At 56.7% G+C, this 20,037-nt stretch carries 13 protein-coding genes, 2 tRNA genes and 3 rRNA genes; 1 reads left to right on the top strand and 17 read right to left on the bottom strand.

Annotation, left to right across the window (positions count from 1 at the left end; all coding sequences use genetic code 11):
• Window positions 1–127: 127 nt before the first annotated feature.
• The 14 genes from ELQ88_RS06675 to ELQ88_RS06605 all read right to left on the bottom strand — a co-directional run bounded on the left by ELQ88_RS06675 (window position 128) and on the right by ELQ88_RS06605 (window position 15,594).
• Window positions 128–2,431, bottom strand: a complete 2,304-nt coding sequence (locus ELQ88_RS06675) for an MlaD family protein (RefSeq protein ID WP_138964257.1) — start codon at window positions 2,429–2,431, stop codon at window positions 128–130.
• Window positions 2,424–3,047, bottom strand: a complete 624-nt coding sequence (locus tag ELQ88_RS06670) for a paraquat-inducible protein A (RefSeq protein ID WP_138964255.1) — start codon at window positions 3,045–3,047, stop codon at window positions 2,424–2,426. Before ELQ88_RS06670 ends, ELQ88_RS06675 begins: the two co-directional genes overlap by 8 nt.
• Window positions 3,034–3,693 (bottom strand): paraquat-inducible protein A, encoded by a 660-nt coding sequence (locus tag ELQ88_RS06665; protein ID WP_128873660.1) that lies wholly within the window; start codon window positions 3,691–3,693, stop codon window positions 3,034–3,036. Before ELQ88_RS06665 ends, ELQ88_RS06670 begins: the two co-directional genes overlap by 14 nt.
• Window positions 3,694–3,841: 148 nt before the next feature.
• Window positions 3,842–3,957 (bottom strand): 5S ribosomal RNA (gene rrf, locus ELQ88_RS06660).
• Between the two features lie 169 nt (window positions 3,958–4,126).
• Window positions 4,127–7,018: ribosomal RNA gene (locus tag ELQ88_RS06655) — 23S ribosomal RNA — on the bottom strand.
• A gap of 250 nt (window positions 7,019–7,268) precedes the next feature.
• Window positions 7,269–7,344 (bottom strand) — tRNA-Ala (locus ELQ88_RS06650).
• Between the two features lie 34 nt (window positions 7,345–7,378).
• Window positions 7,379–7,455: transfer RNA gene (locus tag ELQ88_RS06645), tRNA-Ile, on the bottom strand.
• An 83-nt stretch (window positions 7,456–7,538) separates the two neighbouring features.
• Window positions 7,539–9,075 (bottom strand): 16S ribosomal RNA (locus ELQ88_RS06640).
• Together the 16S, 23S and 5S rRNA genes with 2 tRNA genes alongside form the textbook arrangement of a ribosomal RNA operon.
• Before the next feature lie 544 nt (window positions 9,076–9,619).
• Entirely contained in the window at window positions 9,620–10,240 is a 621-nt protein-coding gene (gene msrQ, locus ELQ88_RS06630) for a protein-methionine-sulfoxide reductase heme-binding subunit MsrQ (protein ID WP_138964253.1), read from the bottom strand.
• Complete coding sequence (gene msrP / locus ELQ88_RS06625; protein ID WP_138964251.1) at window positions 10,240–11,253, bottom strand: protein-methionine-sulfoxide reductase catalytic subunit MsrP; 1,014 nt, start codon at window positions 11,251–11,253, stop codon at window positions 10,240–10,242. Before msrP ends, msrQ begins: the two co-directional genes overlap by 1 nt.
• Before the next feature lie 58 nt (window positions 11,254–11,311).
• Complete coding sequence (pssA, locus tag ELQ88_RS06620; RefSeq protein ID WP_128870672.1) at window positions 11,312–12,166, bottom strand: CDP-diacylglycerol--serine O-phosphatidyltransferase; 855 nt, start codon at window positions 12,164–12,166, stop codon at window positions 11,312–11,314.
• Window positions 12,167–12,310: 144 nt separating this feature from the next.
• Window positions 12,311–13,327: a ketol-acid reductoisomerase gene (gene ilvC, locus ELQ88_RS06615; RefSeq protein WP_122540428.1), complete on the bottom strand. Its 1,017-nt coding sequence runs from the start codon at window positions 13,325–13,327 to the stop codon at window positions 12,311–12,313.
• Window positions 13,328–13,375: 48 nt separating this feature from the next.
• Complete coding sequence (ilvN, locus tag ELQ88_RS06610; protein ID WP_003176102.1) at window positions 13,376–13,867, bottom strand: acetolactate synthase small subunit; 492 nt, start codon at window positions 13,865–13,867, stop codon at window positions 13,376–13,378.
• A gap of 2 nt (window positions 13,868–13,869) precedes the next feature.
• The gene (locus tag ELQ88_RS06605; protein ID WP_128870671.1) at window positions 13,870–15,594 is read right to left on the bottom strand and encodes an acetolactate synthase 3 large subunit; all 1,725 of its coding nucleotides are present in this window, start codon (window positions 15,592–15,594) and stop codon (window positions 13,870–13,872) included.
• 400 nt (window positions 15,595–15,994) lie between these two features.
• On the opposite strand from ELQ88_RS06605, the gene ELQ88_RS06600 reads away from it, so the two are divergent.
• Window positions 15,995–16,417: a DUF4124 domain-containing protein gene (locus tag ELQ88_RS06600; RefSeq protein ID WP_138964249.1), complete on the top strand. Its 423-nt coding sequence runs from the start codon at window positions 15,995–15,997 to the stop codon at window positions 16,415–16,417.
• Between the two features lie 115 nt (window positions 16,418–16,532).
• Here ELQ88_RS06600 and ELQ88_RS06595 read toward each other — a convergent pair whose 3' ends face one another.
• From ELQ88_RS06595 to mrcB, 3 genes are read right to left on the bottom strand one after another with little or no spacing between them, the layout of a single operon-like run.
• Window positions 16,533–16,868 carry a YqcC family protein gene (locus ELQ88_RS06595; RefSeq protein WP_128870669.1) on the bottom strand — a complete coding sequence of 112 codons (336 nt, stop codon included), beginning with the start codon at window positions 16,866–16,868 and terminating at the stop codon, window positions 16,533–16,535.
• Window positions 16,868–17,602, bottom strand: a complete 735-nt coding sequence (locus ELQ88_RS06590) for a tetratricopeptide repeat protein (RefSeq protein ID WP_128870668.1) — start codon at window positions 17,600–17,602, stop codon at window positions 16,868–16,870. The genes ELQ88_RS06595 and ELQ88_RS06590 overlap by 1 nt, the downstream gene beginning before the upstream one ends.
• Window positions 17,603–17,618: 16 nt before the next feature.
• Window positions 17,619–19,943: a penicillin-binding protein 1B gene (mrcB, locus tag ELQ88_RS06585; protein ID WP_138964247.1), complete on the bottom strand. Its 2,325-nt coding sequence runs from the start codon at window positions 19,941–19,943 to the stop codon at window positions 17,619–17,621.
• Window positions 19,944–20,037 lie beyond the last annotated feature (94 nt).

Here is a 20,037-nt window from a genome sequence, read left to right as displayed (position 1 = left end):
GCAATAAAAAAGGCCGCGATCGAATGGATCGCGGCCTTTTTTTTTGATGGCCGGCAAGCGCACCTGCAGGAGCCAGGCTTGCCGGCGAAAGCGATCTTGAATACGCCTTCGCCGGCAAGCCTGGCTCCTACCTGCCGATCGCGATCTTCGGCGCCCAGGTCAGCCATTCCTCTTCAAAATTGTCAAACAACGGGAACGTCTGCTCAGGTCGCGCCGGATTACCCATGCGCTCCCCATCCGGCGTGGCAAAGGCGATACCGCCCTGAATCAGCGTCTCCAGCGATTCGGTGCGCATTGTCGCGCCTTTGAACAAGCCGTAGTCGAAACCAAAGCCACTGGAGTTCCAGAAACGCGTACCGCTGCGCACCAAGGGTGCATATTTCGGTTCGATCAAAATGCGCACCAACACCCGGTCAGCGGTCTGGCCCAGCTCGTACCCTGTGACCTTGCCCACGGTGATTTCACGGTAAGTCACCGGCACCCCGGTTTTCAACGAACCACGGCGGGCAGCACTCAAGACCAGGCTCAGGCCGGCTTCCTGGCGGGCGGTTTCCGGCGGATTCGCCAGGGCCACGAAGTTCTTTTGCGGCCCCAGGTTTTTCGCCGCCGGCTGCACTTCGATGTACTGCCCGGTGACCAGGGTTTCGAGATTGGACGTCTTGATCAGGCCCAGTTCAGGCTTGACCACCCAGAACTGACTGCCTGCCCGGGCAATACGCTCCGGCACTTCAGTAATGCGCGCCGTCAGCAGCACCGATTGCAGGTCATCGCTGAGGTCGACGTCTTCAATCTTGCCGACATCCAGACCTTTGAAACGAATCGGCGTGCCGCTGCGCAAGCCATCGGCGCGCTCCACCTTGATCGTGACCACAGTGCCTTTTTCATTGGCGTCTTCGCGGTTGGCGTGCAGACGGAACCGCGGAATCCGCTTCTGCAATGGCGCTGTTGCCAGCGGCGTTTCGAAGGCGATGCCGCCAGCCATCAGGCTCTGCAGCGATTCACTTTTGACCTGGATTCCACCGGTCAGCCCACCCGTGAGCGTAATGCCGCTGGCATTCCAGAACCGGGTCGACGCGTTGACCAGGCCTTCATATTCCTTCTCGATGTGTACGCCGATCACTAACTGTTTTTTGGTCCGCGAGAACTGATAGCTCTGGACCGAACCGACCTTGACCTGTTTGTAGAGGATCGGGCTACCGACATCCAGCGAACCCAGGTTATCGGTGAACAGCACCAGGTGCAGCCCCGGCGAACGCAAGTCGAGCGGCGGCGCCTTGGGCCGTGCCACGAACTCGCGTTGCGGTGCGGCGCCCTTGTCGCCGGGGCGTACGGCGATGTAGTTACCTTTGACCAAGGCTTCCAGCCCGGTAATACCGGCGAGGGAGATCGACGGCTTGACCACCCAGAACTGAGTGCCGTCAACCAGGTAATCCTCGGCCAGGGGATCGAGGGTCAACTCGGCACTGGCGGCGGTCAGATCCGGATCGATCTTCAGCGCTTTAAGCGTGCCGACCTGAATGCCTTTGTACATCACGGGCGTGCGCCCGGCCTGCAGGCCTTCGAAGTCACTGAGTTTGACCTTGACCCGAATTCCGGCGGCAGCGGCATCGAAGTCTTCGTAGAGGCGGAACGGCAAGCTTGGATCGGTGGCCGGGCTGTCCTTGCGATTCTCCGGCGTGGCGAACGCGATACCGCCGGCGACGATGCTGGCAAGGGACTCGCTGCGCACTTTCACGCCCGACAGGTTGGCGTCGATGCTGATGCCGCTGGCATTCCAGAAGCGCGTGTGTTTGCGCACCAGCTTGGCGTAGGTGGGTTCGATAAAGACTTTGAGCTCAACGGTGCCTTGATCCTCGGACAGCAGGTAGCTTTTGATCTGCCCGACCCTGATCTGCTTGTAGAACACCGGGCTGCCGCGGTTCAGCGAGCCGAGACGATCAGCCTTGATGGTCAGGTGCAAACCGGGCTGCGCGTCGGACAGCGGCGGTTCTTCGGCCAGCGCCTTGAACTTGCGGGTCGGTTCGCCTTCACCCGGGCTGATCGCGACGTAGTTACCCGACACCAGGGTTTCCAGGCCGGTGATACCGGCCAGGGTCACGCTTGGCTTGACCAGCCAGAAGCGCGTGCTGGTCCTGAGGTATTGCTCGACGTCCTTGTTCATCTCGACGGTGGCGATGACGCCCTTGGAGGCGCCTTCGTCGTCGAGCTTGAGGGTTTTTACCTTACCCACGGACATGCCTTTGTAGACGACCTCGGTCTTGTTGGCCTGGATGCCTTCACCACTTTCGAAACGCACCAGAATCTCGATGCCGGTCTCGTTGTAGGCACGCCAGCCAAGCCAGCCGCCGATGATCAAGGCAATCAGGGGCAACACCCAGATAGCGGACCAGTTCGAGGCCGGTCGGGTTTTCGCTGTAGGCAAATCAGTCATGGTCGTCATCCGACTCCGTGTTATCCCAAATCAGTCGGGGATCGAAAGTAACGGCGGCAAGCATCGTCAGAATCACCACACTGGCGAAAGCGATGGCGCCAAGATTGGCTTCGATGCTGGCAAGCCGTCCGAAATTCACAACCGCCACCAGGATGGCGATCACAAAGATGTCCAGCATCGACCAGCGGCCGATGAACTCGATAAAGCGGTACATCCAGATCCGTTGACGAGCCGAGAGCGGCTGACGGCGCTGCACCGAAAACAGCAGCAGCGCGATGCCCACCAACTTGAACGTCGGTACCAGAATGCTGGCGATAAACACCACCGCCGCAATTGGAATCATCCCGTGCTGAACCAGTTGGATCACACCGGACATGATGGTGCTGGGGTCGCCCTTGCCCAGGGAGTTGACGGTCATGATCGGGAGTACGTTGGCCGGGATGTAGAGCACCGCCGCGGTGATCAGCAGCGCCCAGGTGCGCACCACACTGTTCGGGCGGCGGGCGTGAACCAGCGCACCACAACGGGTGCAGGATTGCTCGTCGGTGTCAGCTTCCTGCTTGTTCAACTCATGGCATTCGGCGCAAATCAGAATGCCCGCATCAATCGCCCGCATGGGCATCCTCTCCTGATAAAGCCTGCCAGATCTGATGGGGCGACATCACCACCTCCAACGCGACCTGGACCAACAACAAACCGATAAAGCACGCCAGGCCCAGGCCGACGGTAACGGCTGCCATATCTGCCAGTTTTACGATCGCCACCAGTACGCCCATGAGGTAGACCTCAAGCATTCCCCAATCGCGTAGATGGTGATAAATGCGGTAGATCAACAAGCCGTAGCTGCGTCCGACATCAAAACGAATACTGAGCAATACGGCCAGTTGGCAGAGCAGCTTGAGCAAAGGGATGCCCATGCTGCACAGGAACACAATCAGCGAAACACTCTGCATGCCGGAATCAAAAAGACCGACAACGCCACTCCAGACCGTATCGTTCGACGATTGTCCGAGTAGATTGAGCTGCATGATGGGTAAAAAGTTCGCCGGGACAAACAACAACAGCGCGGCGATGACCAAAGCCAGACTGCGCTGCACAACGTTGTGCCGATGGGCGTAGAGCTCGTAACCACAGCGAGAGCACAGGGCTTTCTCGCCATGGGCGAGTTCGGGCTTGCGCATCAGCAAGTCGCACTCGTGACAGGCCACCAAGTCGTCCAGCGGTAATTCTGACAGCCCGGGGGCGTCAACCGAATCTGGCATAAAGGCTCTGGCCTCCGAAAAAGTTGGACCTATTCTAGTGTTCTGAAACGAAAATAACTGTGCAAATTTGTATTGGCCGAAACGCGCTTTATTCCAGGCAAAAACAAAACCCCTACCTGCATGCGCAGATAGGGGTTTCGGAATTTAATCTTGACGATGACCTACTCTCACATGGGGAAACCCCACACTACCATCGGCGATGCATCGTTTCACTGCTGAGTTCGGGATGGGATCAGGTGGTTCCAATGCTCTATGGTCGTCAAGAAATTCGGGTACTGAGTCGTAGCCAGTCGGCTTCGCTTCAGCAAATCGGGTATGTGATAGCTTTCGGTGTTTAGTGAGATTCGAACTTTCGGTTCATTTCGTCTTCACACACCGCAATCTGGTCTCTTTCGTCTTTTCAACTAGGAGCATCAAATTGCTTGGGTGTTATATGGTCAAGCCTCACGGGCAATTAGTATTGGTTAGCTCAACGCCTCACAGCGCTTACACACCCAACCTATCAACGTCGTAGTCTTCGACGGCCCTTCAGGGGACTCAAGGTCCCAGTGAGATCTCATCTTGAGGCTAGTTTCCCGCTTAGATGCTTTCAGCGGTTATCTATTCCGAACATAGCTACCCGGCAATGCCACTGGCGTGACAACCGGAACACCAGAGGTTCGTCCACTCCGGTCCTCTCGTACTAGGAGCAGCCCCTCTCAAATCTCAAACGTCCACGGCAGATAGGGACCGAACTGTCTCACGACGTTCTAAACCCAGCTCGCGTACCACTTTAAATGGCGAACAGCCATACCCTTGGGACCGGCTTCAGCCCCAGGATGTGATGAGCCGACATCGAGGTGCCAAACACCGCCGTCGATATGAACTCTTGGGCGGTATCAGCCTGTTATCCCCGGAGTACCTTTTATCCGTTGAGCGATGGCCCTTCCATACAGAACCACCGGATCACTAAGACCTACTTTCGTACCTGCTCGACGTGTCTGTCTCGCAGTCAAGCGCGCTTTTGCCTTTATACTCTACGACCGATTTCCGACCGGTCTGAGCGCACCTTCGTACTCCTCCGTTACTCTTTAGGAGGAGACCGCCCCAGTCAAACTACCCACCATACACTGTCCTCGATCCGGATAACGGACCTGAGTTAGAACCTCAAAGTTGCCAGGGTGGTATTTCAAGGTTGGCTCCACGCGAACTGGCGTCCACGCTTCAAAGCCTCCCACCTATCCTACACAAGCAAATTCAAAGTCCAGTGCAAAGCTATAGTAAAGGTTCACGGGGTCTTTCCGTCTAGCCGCGGATACACTGCATCTTCACAGCGATTTCAATTTCACTGAGTCTCGGGTGGAGACAGCGCCGCCATCGTTACGCCATTCGTGCAGGTCGGAACTTACCCGACAAGGAATTTCGCTACCTTAGGACCGTTATAGTTACGGCCGCCGTTTACCGGGGCTTCGATCAAGAGCTTCGCGTTAGCTAACCCCATCAATTAACCTTCCGGCACCGGGCAGGCGTCACACCCTATACGTCCACTTTCGTGTTTGCAGAGTGCTGTGTTTTTAATAAACAGTCGCAGCGGCCTGGTATCTTCGACCGGCATGGGCTTACGCAGTAAATGCTTCACCCTCACCGGCGCACCTTCTCCCGAAGTTACGGTGCCATTTTGCCTAGTTCCTTCACCCGAGTTCTCTCAAGCGCCTTGGTATTCTCTACCCAACCACCTGTGTCGGTTTGGGGTACGGTTCCTGGTTACCTGAAGCTTAGAAGCTTTTCTTGGAAGCATGGCATCAACCACTTCGTGTTCTAAAAGAACACTCGTCATCAGCTCTCGGCCTTAGAATCCCGGATTTACCTAAGATTCCAGCCTACCACCTTAAACTTGGACAACCAACGCCAAGCTGGCCTAGCCTTCTCCGTCCCTCCATCGCAATAACCAGAAGTACAGGAATATTAACCTGTTTTCCATCGACTACGCTTTTCAGCCTCGCCTTAGGGACCGACTAACCCTGCGTCGATTAACGTTGCGCAGGAAACCTTGGTCTTTCGGCGTGGGTGTTTTTCACACCCATTGTCGTTACTCATGTCAGCATTCGCACTTCTGATACCTCCAGCAAGCTTCTCAACTCACCTTCACAGGCTTACAGAACGCTCCTCTACCGCATCACCTAAGTGATACCCGTAGCTTCGGTGTATGGTTTGAGCCCCGTTACATCTTCCGCGCAGGCCGACTCGACTAGTGAGCTATTACGCTTTCTTTAAAGGGTGGCTGCTTCTAAGCCAACCTCCTAGCTGTCTAAGCCTTCCCACATCGTTTCCCACTTAACCATAACTTTGGGACCTTAGCTGACGGTCTGGGTTGTTTCCCTTTTCACGACGGACGTTAGCACCCGCCGTGTGTCTCCCATGCTCGGCACTTGTAGGTATTCGGAGTTTGCATCGGTTTGGTAAGTCGGGATGACCCCCTAGCCGAAACAGTGCTCTACCCCCTACAGTGATACATGAGGCGCTACCTAAATAGCTTTCGAGGAGAACCAGCTATCTCCGAGCTTGATTAGCCTTTCACTCCGATCCACAGGTCATCCGCTAACTTTTCAACGGTAGTCGGTTCGGTCCTCCAGTTAGTGTTACCCAACCTTCAACCTGCCCATGGATAGATCGCCCGGTTTCGGGTCTATTCCCAGCGACTAGACGCCCTATTAAGACTCGCTTTCGCTACGCCTCCCCTATTCGGTTAAGCTCGCCACTGAAAATAAGTCGCTGACCCATTATACAAAAGGTACGCAGTCACCCAACAAAGTGGGCTCCCACTGCTTGTACGCATACGGTTTCAGGATCTATTTCACTCCCCTCTCCGGGGTTCTTTTCGCCTTTCCCTCACGGTACTAGTTCACTATCGGTCAGTCAGTAGTATTTAGCCTTGGAGGATGGTCCCCCCATATTCAGACAAAGTTTCTCGTGCTCCGTCCTACTCGATTTCATGACTAAGAGATTTTCGCGTACAGGGCTATCACCCACTATGGCCGCACTTTCCAGAGCGTTCCGCTAATCTCAAAGCCACTTAAGGGCTAGTCCCCGTTCGCTCGCCACTACTAAGGGAATCTCGGTTGATTTCTTTTCCTCAGGGTACTTAGATGTTTCAGTTCCCCTGGTTCGCTTCTTAAGCCTATGTATTCAGCTTAAGATACCTAACTTATGTTAGGTGGGTTCCCCCATTCAGACATCTCCGGATCAAAGTCTGTTTGCCGACTCCCCGAAGCTTTTCGCAGGCTACCACGTCTTTCATCGCCTCTGACTGCCAAGGCATCCACCGTATGCGCTTCTTCACTTGACCATATAACCCCAAGCAATCTGGTTATACTGTGAAGACGACATTCGCCGAAAATTCGATAATACTCAATTAAGAGCAACTCACAAATTTTACCTTAGCCTGATCCAACACCAGTGAAAGTGTTGTCCAGTCTATCTTTCTATCACATACCCAAATTTTTAAAGAACGATCTAATCAAAGACTAGAAATCAACATTTAGCCTTCATACGAAGGAAATGCTCATTTCTAAGCTTTCAACAAACAGAAGCAGTAGTGGTGGAGCCAAACGGGATCGAACCGTTGACCTCCTGCGTGCAAGGCAGGCGCTCTCCCAGCTGAGCTATGGCCCCGTATTTCTACAGGCGTTTCCCACACAAGCAAAATTGGTGGGTCTGGGCAGATTCGAACTGCCGACCTCACCCTTATCAGGGGTGCGCTCTAACCAACTGAGCTACAGACCCAATTTCGGGCTGCTTCTTTATCGTCTTCTTCAATGAATCAAGCAATTCGTGTGGGAGCTTATGGAGCAGCTGATGTCGTCGATTAAGGAGGTGATCCAGCCGCAGGTTCCCCTACGGCTACCTTGTTACGACTTCACCCCAGTCATGAATCACACCGTGGTAACCGTCCTCCCGAAGGTTAGACTAGCTACTTCTGGTGCAACCCACTCCCATGGTGTGACGGGCGGTGTGTACAAGGCCCGGGAACGTATTCACCGCGACATTCTGATTCGCGATTACTAGCGATTCCGACTTCACGCAGTCGAGTTGCAGACTGCGATCCGGACTACGATCGGTTTTCTGGGATTAGCTCCACCTCGCGGCTTGGCAACCCTCTGTACCGACCATTGTAGCACGTGTGTAGCCCAGGCCGTAAGGGCCATGATGACTTGACGTCATCCCCACCTTCCTCCGGTTTGTCACCGGCAGTCTCCTTAGAGTGCCCACCATTACGTGCTGGTAACTAAGGACAAGGGTTGCGCTCGTTACGGGACTTAACCCAACATCTCACGACACGAGCTGACGACAGCCATGCAGCACCTGTCTCAATGTTCCCGAAGGCACCAATCCATCTCTGGAAAGTTCATTGGATGTCAAGGCCTGGTAAGGTTCTTCGCGTTGCTTCGAATTAAACCACATGCTCCACCGCTTGTGCGGGCCCCCGTCAATTCATTTGAGTTTTAACCTTGCGGCCGTACTCCCCAGGCGGTCAACTTAATGCGTTAGCTGCGCCACTAAGAGCTCAAGGCTCCCAACGGCTAGTTGACATCGTTTACGGCGTGGACTACCAGGGTATCTAATCCTGTTTGCTCCCCACGCTTTCGCACCTCAGTGTCAGTATCAGTCCAGGTGGTCGCCTTCGCCACTGGTGTTCCTTCCTATATCTACGCATTTCACCGCTACACAGGAAATTCCACCACCCTCTACCATACTCTAGCTTGTCAGTTTTGAATGCAGTTCCCAGGTTGAGCCCGGGGATTTCACATCCAACTTAACAAACCACCTACGCGCGCTTTACGCCCAGTAATTCCGATTAACGCTTGCACCCTCTGTATTACCGCGGCTGCTGGCACAGAGTTAGCCGGTGCTTATTCTGTCGGTAACGTCAAGACACCAACGTATTAGGTTAATGCCCTTCCTCCCAACTTAAAGTGCTTTACAATCCGAAGACCTTCTTCACACACGCGGCATGGCTGGATCAGGCTTTCGCCCATTGTCCAATATTCCCCACTGCTGCCTCCCGTAGGAGTCTGGACCGTGTCTCAGTTCCAGTGTGACTGATCATCCTCTCAGACCAGTTACGGATCGTCGCCTTGGTGAGCCATTACCTCACCAACTAGCTAATCCGACCTAGGCTCATCTGATAGCGCAAGGCCCGAAGGTCCCCTGCTTTCTCCCGTAGGACGTATGCGGTATTAGCGTCCGTTTCCGAGCGTTATCCCCCACTACCAGGCAGATTCCTAGGCATTACTCACCCGTCCGCCGCTCTCAAGAGAAGCAAGCTTCTCTCTACCGCTCGACTTGCATGTGTTAGGCCTGCCGCCAGCGTTCAATCTGAGCCATGATCAAACTCTTCAGTTCAAACATCTTTGGGTTTTTAAGAAACCCTAAACTTGGCTCAGCAATCGTTGGTTACATCTTTGATTTCTCGCGGAGTAACTTGTGATGCTGATAATCTTGTTGACTATCAGTCTGACTCCACAAGCACCCACACGAATTGCTTGATTCAGTTGTTAAAGAGCGGTTGGTTAAGATCTTTCGTCTCAACCGAGGCGCGCATTCTACGCTTTCCTCTGCTGCTGTCAAGCGGTTATTTTCAGAAGTTTTCAAAGTTTCCTTTGCAACTTCAACCACTTGCGCTTCCGATCTCTCGTCAGCGGGAGGCGAATTCTACAGCGTTACTCGCTGCTGTCAACACCTCTTTTACTCCGCTTTCGACCGAGAAGATCGAACCGTTGATAAGGCGACAACACACTGCCTGATCAACTCCTTCTGGGCTTCGATGAACTGAAGCAACTCACTGTCGAAAACTGCGTAACTCTTTGTTTACCAAGGAGTTTTCCGTTTCGACTGCGCCGGAAGTGGGGCGAATTATAGACTTCCAGAATCTGCCGTCAAGCCTTAATTACGCCTTTCGCGCAGAAGGTGTCTTTTTAGCGATTAATCGCGGGATTCGGCGGGCTACGGGCGGTAACCGCAGCACTAATAGCAGTAAACCTACAGAGGCATAGATCGCCCACTCCTTCAGGTCGGCGCGCACAATCCATAACATATGCAACAAACCAAGCCCGAGAATCACATAGACCAGCCGATGCAGCTTCTTCCAGCGCGCGCCCAAGCGTCTTTGGCTGTAACGATTGGAGGTCACCGCCAACGCCAGCAAACAGAAAAAGCCCAGCGCCCCGACGATAATATACGGCCGCTTGCGCAACTCGACGCCCAGCTGCGACCAATCGAAGCCGAGGATGAACGCCGTATAACCACTCAGATGCAGCACTACGTAGGCAAAACACCACAACCCCAGCTGTCGCCGAACAGCAATCCACCCCGCCCAACCCGTGAGTTTCTGCAGGGGCGTCATGCTCAAGGTTATCAGCAGCAACACCAGCGTCCCCAAACCAAGCCGGTCAACCAGCACCTTGCCTGGATCAGGCCCCAGCACATCCTCCCAAGCCTGATACAACCAAAGCAGTGGCCACACCGCAGTGGCGATGAAGACCCCGATTCGCCAGAACGGATATCGCATCAGTAATTTTTCCGTAGATCGAGCCCTGTGTATAAAGAAGCGACTTCATCCGAGTAGCCGTTGAACATCTGCGTGTCACGCACATTCGGCTTGAACAGACCACTGGGTAACCGCCTTTCACGGGCCTGGGTCCAGCGCGGGTGATCGACCGTGGGGTTCACGTTCGCATAGAAGCCATATTCATCGGAGGCAATGCTCTGCCAGGTGGTTTTGGGCTGCTCGCTGACCAGACTGATCCGCACGATGGATTTGATGCTCTTGAAGCCGTACTTCCACGGCACTACCAGACGCAGAGGCGCGCCGTTCTGGTTAGGCAATTCACGCCCATACATGCCCACTGCAAGAATGGCCAAAGGATTCATTGCCTCATCCAGTCGCAACCCTTCTACATAAGGCCAATCGATCAAGGCAAAACCAGAGCGCTGGCCCGGCATGACCTTGGGGTCCCGCAGGGTTTCGAAACGAATGAACCTGGCGCTGGAGGTCGGTTCGACTTCCTTGATTAACGCCGAGATGGGAAAACCGATCCACGGGATGACCATCGACCAGGCTTCCACGCAGCGAAGACGGTAAATGCGCTCTTCCAGCTGATAGGGCTTCATGAAGTCCTCCAGCGCATACCGTCCCGGCTTACCCACCTCGCCGTCCACCACCACACTCCAGGGTTCGGTCTTCAATGCACCCGCGTTCGCCGCCGGATCACCTTTATCGGTGCCGAACTCGTAGAAATTATTGTAGTGGGTGGCATCGTTGAACGGCGTGACGGCCTCATCCTTGACGTTTACCGCCCCCCACTGGGTAGCGGGAAGCTTTTCGGCAAACCAGGATGGCGCCTTGCCAGGCTCTACGCCTGGATAACGCGCAGCATCGGCGGCGCTGGCCCACCGAGGCAGGCTGCTCACAGCCAGACCGGCGACGGCAGCACTCAGCACATTGCGTCGAGAGAGATAGAAGGGTTCGGGCGTGACGTCCGACTCATGACAGTCAGACGCCTTGGGGACTTTGATCAGCATGACAACTCCGCAGCATTGGAGAACCTATGCACCAATAGACTGCGGAGTATGGGGGAAATTACTGGTTCTTGTGCCGACGAAGTCGTAACAGATATTGCACCGGACCCGAGGCTGCATAGGCGAGGAACACCAGCAGCAGAATGCGCGGCGGATCACTGAACACGACGGCAAACACCAGGACCACGGCGAGAATCGCCACGAACGGCACACGCCCCTTCAAGTCCAGCTCCTTGAAGCTGTTGTACTTGATGTTGCTGACCATCAGCATGCCCGCGGCCGCAACCATCAACGCCACCAGGAAGGACATCTTGGAACCCTGGATGCCGTAGTCGCTGAACGCCCAGACGATACCCGCGACCACACCCGCGGCAGCCGGACTGGCCAGGCCGATGAAGTAGCGTTTGTCCGCGGTGCCGACCTGGGTGTTGAAACGCGCCAGGCGCAAGGCTGCGCCTGCGACATAGATGAACGCAACCATCCAGCCGACTTTGCCCATATCGCCCAAGGCCCAGCCGAATGCCAGCAACGCCGGCGCGACACCAAAGGCAACCATGTCCGACAGCGAATCGTACTCGGCACCGAAAGCGCTCTGGGTATTGGTCATTCGGGCAACGCGACCGTCGAGACCGTCGAGCACCATGGCGACGAAAATCGCGATCGCGGCAAAGCCAAAATACTTGCTCGCGCCGAGGGTGTCACCGGCACTCAAGGCACTCTGGGCGCTCATCGAGTTGATGATGGAATAAAACCCTGCGAACAGGTTCGCAGTGGTGAACAGATTCGGCAGAAGATAGATACCACGATGCCGGACTTTACGGCCTTCAGCGTCATGCCCTTCCTCGATGTGTTCATCGATGGGCAGCAGGCTTTCGGCGTCAGAAGCCTGGTTTGGCTCTTCGGGACGTTCGCTCATGGACATTACCTTGCAACAGGGTGGAAAGTTTCGACAGGCGTCAGGGACGAGGGTTCGGCCGCAAACGATGCAGCTTTATACCAGAACCGGCCGCCCAAACGAAAAAACGCGGCCTAGGCCGCGTTTTCCGTACAAGTGCGCGACTTAGTTTTTGGCTTTGTCGACGATCTTGTTGGCACCGATCCACGGCATCATGGAGCGCAGTTGCTCGCCGATGATTTCGATACCGTGAGCGGCGTTGTTACGACGCTTGGCGGTCATCGAAGGATAGCCGGTCGCGCCTTCGCTGATGAACATCTTGGCGTATTCGCCGTCCTGAATACGTTTCAGGGCGTTGCGCATGGCCTGACGGGATTCGGCGTTGATCACTTCCGGACCGGTCACGTACTCGCCGTACTCGGCGTTGTTGGAGATCGAGTAGTTCATGTTGGCGATACCGCCTTCGTACATGAGGTCAACGATCAGCTTCAGTTCGTGCAGGCATTCGAAGTAGGCCATTTCCGGCGCGTAGCCAGCTTCAACCAGGGTTTCGAAACCGGCTTTTACCAGTTCAACGGTACCGCCGCACAGAACGGCTTGCTCGCCGAACAGGTCGGTTTCGGTCTCGTCCTTGAAGGTGGTTTCGATGATGCCGGTGCGACCGCCACCAACGCCGGCGGCGTATGACAGTGCAACGTTCTTGGCGTTGCCCGAAGCATCCTGGTAGATAGCGATCAGGTCAGGGATACCGCCGCCTTTGACGAACTCGGAACGCACGGTGTGGCCCGGTGCTTTCGGCGCGATCATGATCACGTCGAGGTCGGCGCGCGGAACAACCTGGTTGTAGTGGATCGCGAAGCCGTGGGAGAAGGCCAGGGTAGCGCCCTGCTTGATGTTCGGCTCGATTTCGTTCTTGTACAGCGCGGACTGGAACTCGTCCGGGGTCAGGATCATGACCAGGTCGGCAGCGGCTACGGCGGAAGCAACGTCAGTCACTTTCAGGCCGTGAGCTTCGGCTTTGGCCACGGTGGCCGAACCTTTACGCAGACCAACGGTAACGTCAACGCCGGAGTCTTTCAGGTTGCACGCTTGAGCGTGGCCCTGGGAGCCGTAACCGATGATGGCAACTTTCTTGCCCTGGATGATCGACAGGTCGCAGTCTTTTTCGTAATAAACTTTCATGAAATTCCCCTATATATCCAGGCCGTTCAGGCCATTCGCTAATTTGGTTTAGATGCTGAGTACTTTGTCGCCGCGAGCAATACCGGTTACGCCGCTGCGGACGGTTTCCAGGATCGAGGCGGTGCCGATGGACTGAATGAAGCTGTCGAGCTTGTCGCTGGTACCGGTCAGTTGAACGGTATACACGCTGGCACTGACATCGACGATCTGTCCACGATAAATATCGGTGGTGCGCTTGATCTCGGCGCGCTGGGCGCCGGTAGCCTTGACCTTGACCAGCATCAGTTCGCGCTCGATGTGAGCACTTTCCGACAGGTCGACCAATTTGACCACTTCGATCAGCTTGTTCAGGTTCTTGGTGATCTGCTCAATCACTTCGTCATGACCAACCGTGGTCAACGTCAGACGCGACAGGGTCGGGTCTTCGGTCGGTGCCACGGTCAGGCTTTCGATGTTGTAGTTGCGCTGCGAGAACAGGCCGACTACACGAGACAGGGCGCCCGGTTCGTTTTCCAGAAGCAAGGAAATAATATGCCGCATGATTAAGTACGCTCCGTCTTGCTCAGCCACATATCGCGCATGGAGCCGTCTTTGATCTGCATCGGGTAGACGTGCTCGCTGGTGTCGACCGAAACATCGATGATCACCAGACGGTCCTTCATGGCGAACGCTTCTTCCATCTTCGTCTTCAAATCTTTCGATTCGGTGATGCGCACGCCGACGTGACCATAGGCCTCCGCCAACTTGACGAAATCAGGCAGCGATTCCATATAGGAATGCGAGTGACGGCTGCCGTAGCTCATGTCTTGCCACTGGCGAACCATACCCAGAACACCGTTGTTCAGGATAACGATCTTGACCGGCAAGCCATATTGCAGACAGGTGGACAGTTCCTGGATGTTCATCTGGATGCTGCCCTCGCCCGTCACGCAGACGACGTCGGCATCCGGGAAGCTCAACTTGATGCCCATGGCCGCCGGGAAACCGAAGCCCATGGTGCCCAGGCCACCGGAGTTGATCCAGCGGTTGGGCTTGTTGAACCTGTAGTACTGCGCGGCGAACATCTGGTGCTGGCCCACGTCCGATGCGACATAGGCATCGCCCTTGGTCACTTCGCACAGGGTTTCGACCACAGTCTGCGGCTTGATGACGCTGCCGTCGCCCTTGTCGTAAGGGAACAGGCCGCGATCACCGCGCCACTCATCCACCTGCTTCCACCAACTGGCCACGGACTCCTTGTTCGGGGTCTCGCCGATTTCCTTGAGGATCGCAACCATTTCGGTCAGGACACTTTCCACCGGACCAACGATTGGCACGTCGGCCTTGATGGTCTTGGAAATCGAAGCCGGGTCGATGTCGATGTGAATGATCTTGGCGTTCGGGCAGAACTTCGCCGGGCCGTTGATCACGCGGTCATCGAAACGCGCACCGACGGCGAGGATCACGTCCGCATGGTGCATCGCCAGGTTGGCGGTGTAGCTGCCGTGCATGCCGAGCATGCCGATGAACTGACGGTCGGTGCCAGGGTAGGCACCCAGGCCCATCAGGGTATTGGTCACTGGCAGGTTGAGCATCTTCGCCAATTCGGTCAGCGGCGCAGAGCCACCACCGAGGATCACGCCGCCGCCTGCGTACATCACTGGACGCTTGGCCGCCAGGAGCATTTCGGCTGCCTTGCGGATTTGCCCCGAGTGACCGCGAACGGCCGGGCTGTAGGAACGCAGCTTGGCTTTTTTCGGGAAGATGTATTCGAACTTCTCGGCCGGGTTGGTCATGTCTTTCGGAATATCGACAACGACCGGCCCAGGACGACCGGATTGCGCCAGGTAGAACGCTTTCTTCATGACTTCCGGGATTTCCGAAGCGTGCTTGATCATGAAGCTGTGCTTCACGATCGGCCGGGAGATACCGATCATGTCGGTTTCCTGGAACGCATCGGTGCCTACCATGGTGCTAGGCACCTGGCCGGAAATGATCACCATCGGAATGGAGTCCATATAGGCCGTGGCAATACCGGTGATGGCGTTGGTGGCGCCCGGACCCGAGGTCACCAGTACCACGCCGGCTTTGCCGGTGGCACGGGCATAGCCGTCAGCCATATGGGTCGCAGCCTGCTCGTGACGAACCAGGATGTGGGTCACTTCCGGTTCTTTGAACAGGGCATCGTAGACATGAAGAAGAGCACCACCCGGGTACCCGTAAATGTACTTGACGCCTTCGTCACGCAAAAAGCGGACGAGCATCTCACCGCCAGATAAAAGCTCCACGTTGTTCACCTCTAAAACGCCAGAATACCGTCCACTCACAAGAGGACGGGTCTTAATAGGTTTACTTCTCGGCAGAGCATGAGCGACGGTGGTCGCCGACTACGTCAGCACTGACTGAGCAAGTATTGGGATCGTCCCAAGTGTTGCGGGGCTTTCCCACCCAGCGCGAGGTAACGCGTTGCGGGTGTAACAGGTCGGCGCGGATGTGCGCCTCATGATCTGCCGAGTGGGTCTGCTTCTGGCAGTCCCTCTACAGCGGACTTTGGATTCTTCTGTTTCGTCCTCTGCAAGTCAAGTCGTCTATGTGCTTTATTGAACCAAGTACATGAGAAAGCAAGAAAAAACCGCTAAACAGCCACTGTGTTAGCTTCAATTGCGCAACCCAAGACAAGGAAATGGCATGCGAACGTTTTTCCTGGCCGTCGGCCTGCTGCTCGGCGTGAGCCCTTTGAGCATGGCCGGACAGATCTACAAGTGGGTCGACGCCCAAGGTGTTACCCATTTCGGTGCGCAACCACCCCAGGGCCAGGAAGCCACCAGCGTGGTCACCCCCAGCGTACCTGCCGGCAAGCCGTCCACACTGCCGCGCAGCGATACGATCGGCGATCAGCAGGCCATCGACAAGACAGTGAAAAAGCAGGTCGCCGAGCAGCAGGCCCAGCTCAAGGCATTCTGCGAGCAGGCGCGGACCAACCTCGCTCAACTGCAGAACAATCCACGACTACGGGAAGAGATCGACGGCGAGATGCGCCGCCTGACCGATGAGACACGTCAGGAGCGCATTACCGAGGCACAGAAACAGATTGCGGATAACTGCCAATGATCACCTGCACCCCTGTAGGAGCTGGCTTGCCAGCGAAGAGGCCATCACATTCAACATCTATGTTGAATGTTACGCCGCCTTCGCTGGCAAGCCAGCTCCTACAAGGGGCTCGGCGTTAGCGGGAGGCGGTGATCAGCAGGTCGAACTCTTTGAGCAAGACCTGCAATTGCCGATCCCTGCCCTGGACATTGCGGGCGGCGAAGACCATTTCGGCCATCTCCTGAATCCCCGATGCATTGGGCAATGGCAGATCCTGTTCGAGGATGGTCTTCATTCGCGGGAGGAAGATCCATTGCAGCCACTGCTCGAAATCCAGCGTATCGACCGAGAACGGCTCGACACTGGACAGCGCTTCAATGGAGGGCGGGACATCGTCCCACCACCCCTGAACCCGCAGTTCACGCTCGATCAGCAGCAACTGTTCGGCAATCTTCGGAAAGCGTGCATCCATCACGACGATACCTTGGCCTTTTGACGGGCCAATGCCGCACCGGCGGAATCGCCCTGCTTCTCCCGCGCCTGGGCGATCAACTCCCACAAGCTGGCCTGAAGTGCCGGGCGACCATTGGCAAAGGTCAGGCCGCGACGCGCGAATTGCTCGGCTTGCGATGCATCGCCCTGGGCCATGCGCACCTGAGCCAGGCGATAAAGCACCTGCGGCTCACGCGGTGCGACACGCTGGGCCCGCTCGAGGCTGGAAGAGGCACCGTTGAGGTCACCGCCCGCCTGTTGTTGTTGGGCTGTGGTCAGCAGCGCCAATACCGGACCGTCCAGCTGCTCGTCGGCGGACAGGCCACCCGAGCTTGTCGACGGGATCCCGCTTGGCGTCGACGGCATGCTGTAGCTGCCCTGATTGACCGGCGCGGCCTGGACCGGTGCCGAGTAAGCCGGGCCGGGCGTGATCGGCCCCGGAGTGATCGGCGTCGTGCTGATCGGTGCCGATGCCACTGCACCGCCACCCGGCACCATCACGACCACACCGGTGTCGCCCTGCGGAATCGCCTGGGTCTGGTTTTGTGCGGGCCGCTTGACCGTCGTTTGACGGTAACCGCCATTCGCCTGAATCCGTTCGCTATTGGACACGGCGCTGCCGGAATCCACCACCGGAATCGACCCGCGCTGTACGGTGGAGCAACCGCTGAGCAAAGCCACGGCGGTAACCGCTGGAATCAACCACTTGTTCACTTGAAACCCTCTTTGCTTAATTCATCCAGCCCTTGACCCAATCCATCACCGTTTCGCCGGATACAGGGCTGTCGCCACCGCAGGCGGGACCGGGAGGCGGCTCACTGCCGCGAATATACGGCATCTGCACCGCGCCTGGGCAGTTCGCATCAGAACCTTGTCCTGTGCGCGAATCGACCCAGGCCTGAACGATGTTGTCCGGCTGCGGCATGTCCAGCGGCAGCGGATCGGCCTTGCGCATGAAACTGGTCCAGACCTGCAACGCACCGGTGGCACCGGTGAAGGGCGTCTTGCCGTTGTCATCACGCCCCAGCCAGACCACGGCCAGCAAGTCCTGGCTGAAACCGGCGAACCAGCTGTCTCGCGAATCGTTACTGGTACCGGTCTTGCCGGCCAGCGTCAGGGTCTTGGGCAACACGTTATAGACCGAGCGGCCGGTGCCTTCACGCATGACCCGCTGCATTGCGTTCTGGACCAGGTAAATGGATGCCGGATCGAAGCTCTGCTGGATCTGGAACGGATAACGCTTGAGCGGCTCGCCTTCGGCCGTCAGCACGCTGCGAATCCCGCGCATTGGCGTATTGAAGCCGCCGTTGGCCAGGGTCTGGTACATGGTCGCCACTTCGATCGGCGTCAGGCCTCCAGCGCCCAGCAACATCGACGGGAAGGCCGGGAACTCGCGACTCACACCCAGGCGCGCCAGCGTCTTGAGAACATTGGGTACGCCCACCGCCAAACCCAGACGTGCGGTCGACAGGTTGTAGGAATGCGCCAGGCCTTGATAAAGGAACACCGTGCCATGGGAACGGCGATCATAGTTCTGCGGTTTCCAGACCTGACCATCCGCACCTTTGACCGAGAACGAATCGTCCGACAACCAACTGGTCAAAGTGTACTGGCTCGGTTTCTCGAGGGCCGTCAGATAAACCGCCGGCTTGATCAACGAACCGATCGGTCGCACCGCATCCAGCGCCCGGTTGAAACCGGCAAAACCCGCCTGACGACTGCCGATCATGGCCTGGACTTCGCCGGTTTCCGGGTTGGTCACGACCATGGCCGCTTCGACTTCATCCGAGCCCTTGCGCCCGGACAGGCGCTTGAAGGTGTCATTGACCGAGGCCTCGGCTTTCATCTGCAGGATCGGATCGAAGCTGGTGAAAATCCGCAGGCCTTCTTCGGTCAAGTCTTCGTCGCGATAGTCTTGGCGCAGCTGACGTTTGACCAGGTCGAGGAAACCTGGGAACGAACTGTCGGCCAACTTGCCGCGAGTCGTCACGCCCAGTGGCATTTTCTTCGCGGCCGCGACTTGCTCGGCGGTGGCGACACCCTGTTGTTCAAGGACATCGAGCACCAGATTGCGGCGCTCGAGCGCCCGCTCCGGGTTACGGCGCGGGTTGTAATAGGACGGCCCCTTGACCATGGCCACCAGCATGGCGACTTGATGCAGTTTCAGTTCGGACAACGGCTGCCCGAAGAAGAACTGGCTGGCCAGACCGAAACCGTGCACTGCGCGCTGGCCATCCTGACCGACGAACACCTCATTGAGGTAAGCCTCAAGAATCTCCCGTTTGTCGTAATGCAGCTCAAGCAACAGCGCCATCATGGCTTCGGTGAGTTTGCGCGACAGGCTGCGTTCGCTGGTCAGGTAGAAATTCTTGACCAGCTGTTGCGTCAGGGTACTTCCGCCCTGGGTCATCTTGCCGCCAGAGGTGTTGACCCAGACGGCCCGGGCAATCGACTTCGGCGACACGCCCCAATGGCTGTAAAAATCCCGGTCTTCCACGGCCACCAGGGTTTCCAGCAGATACGGCGGCACCTGATCGATCTTGATCAGAATACGGTCTTCGAGATTCTTCGGGTAAATCCCGCCGATCAGGAGCGGCTCCAGCCGCACCACGGAAACCTTCGAACCCTTGGCCCCCGAGAGTTCAGCCACATAATCGCCGGAGAATCGCACACGCACGGGCTGGGCGCTCTCCAGTCCTTCATAGAACTGGAAGCCACGGGTATTCAAGTCGACGGTGTTGCCGTTGACCGCCGCAGCGCCGGGGCCGTTGCTCACGGCTTCGCGACGATAGCCCAGGGCATCGAGTTCGGTCAGAAAGTCAGCCTTGCTGAGCTTTTGTCCGACGAACAGCTCGAGCGGGCGCGCGTATACCTTGGCCGGGATGGTCCAGCGCTTGCCGGAAAACTTCTCCTGGACCACGGCGTCGAGATAAACCGCGAATCCGGCGAGCACCACGAGGCCGACCAGACTGAGTTTAAGGGCCCAGCCCAGCCAGGGGCTCAAGCCTCTGGAAGGTGGTTTTTTGGGGGTGCGGGGGGATCGAGTACGAGTCATGGCGGCGGATTATACGCACTTTATCGATACTCGACAGAAGCCCTCGGAGGTTTGCGTCCGGCGGACTTGCGGCCATAATGGCGGCCGTGAATTT

Origin of the sequence: Pseudomonas sp. MPC6, from assembly GCF_006094435.1 — a bacterium.
GTDB lineage: Bacteria > Pseudomonadota > Gammaproteobacteria > Pseudomonadales > Pseudomonadaceae > Aquipseudomonas.
This window is presented reverse-complemented; position numbering and strand designations above follow the sequence as displayed.

What these genes read in the sequence shown, in the direction of transcription:
- pssA (WP_128870672.1), bottom strand. Translation starts at nt 12,166, where the DNA reads ATGAGCGAACGTCCCGAAGAGCCAAACCAGGCTTCTGACGCCGAAAGC.
- ELQ88_RS06670 (WP_138964255.1), bottom strand. Translation starts at nt 3,047, where the DNA reads ATGCGGGCGATTGATGCGGGCATTCTGATTTGCGCCGAATGCCATGAG.
- ilvC (WP_122540428.1), bottom strand. Translation starts at nt 13,327, where the DNA reads ATGAAAGTTTATTACGAAAAAGACTGCGACCTGTCGATCATCCAGGGC.
- ELQ88_RS06675 (WP_138964257.1), bottom strand. Translation starts at nt 2,431, where the DNA reads ATGACTGATTTGCCTACAGCGAAAACCCGACCGGCCTCGAACTGGTCC.
- ilvN (WP_003176102.1), bottom strand. Translation starts at nt 13,867, where the DNA reads ATGCGGCATATTATTTCCTTGCTTCTGGAAAACGAACCGGGCGCCCTG.
- ELQ88_RS06595 (WP_128870669.1), bottom strand. Translation starts at nt 16,868, where the DNA reads ATGGATGCACGCTTTCCGAAGATTGCCGAACAGTTGCTGCTGATCGAG.
- ELQ88_RS06600 (WP_138964249.1), top strand. Translation starts at nt 15,995, where the DNA reads ATGCGAACGTTTTTCCTGGCCGTCGGCCTGCTGCTCGGCGTGAGCCCT.
- msrQ (WP_138964253.1), bottom strand. Translation starts at nt 10,240, where the DNA reads ATGCGATATCCGTTCTGGCGAATCGGGGTCTTCATCGCCACTGCGGTG.
- mrcB (WP_138964247.1), bottom strand. Translation starts at nt 19,943, where the DNA reads ATGACTCGTACTCGATCCCCCCGCACCCCCAAAAAACCACCTTCCAGA.
- ELQ88_RS06665 (WP_128873660.1), bottom strand. Translation starts at nt 3,693, where the DNA reads ATGCCAGATTCGGTTGACGCCCCCGGGCTGTCAGAATTACCGCTGGAC.
- msrP (WP_138964251.1), bottom strand. Translation starts at nt 11,253, where the DNA reads ATGCTGATCAAAGTCCCCAAGGCGTCTGACTGTCATGAGTCGGACGTC.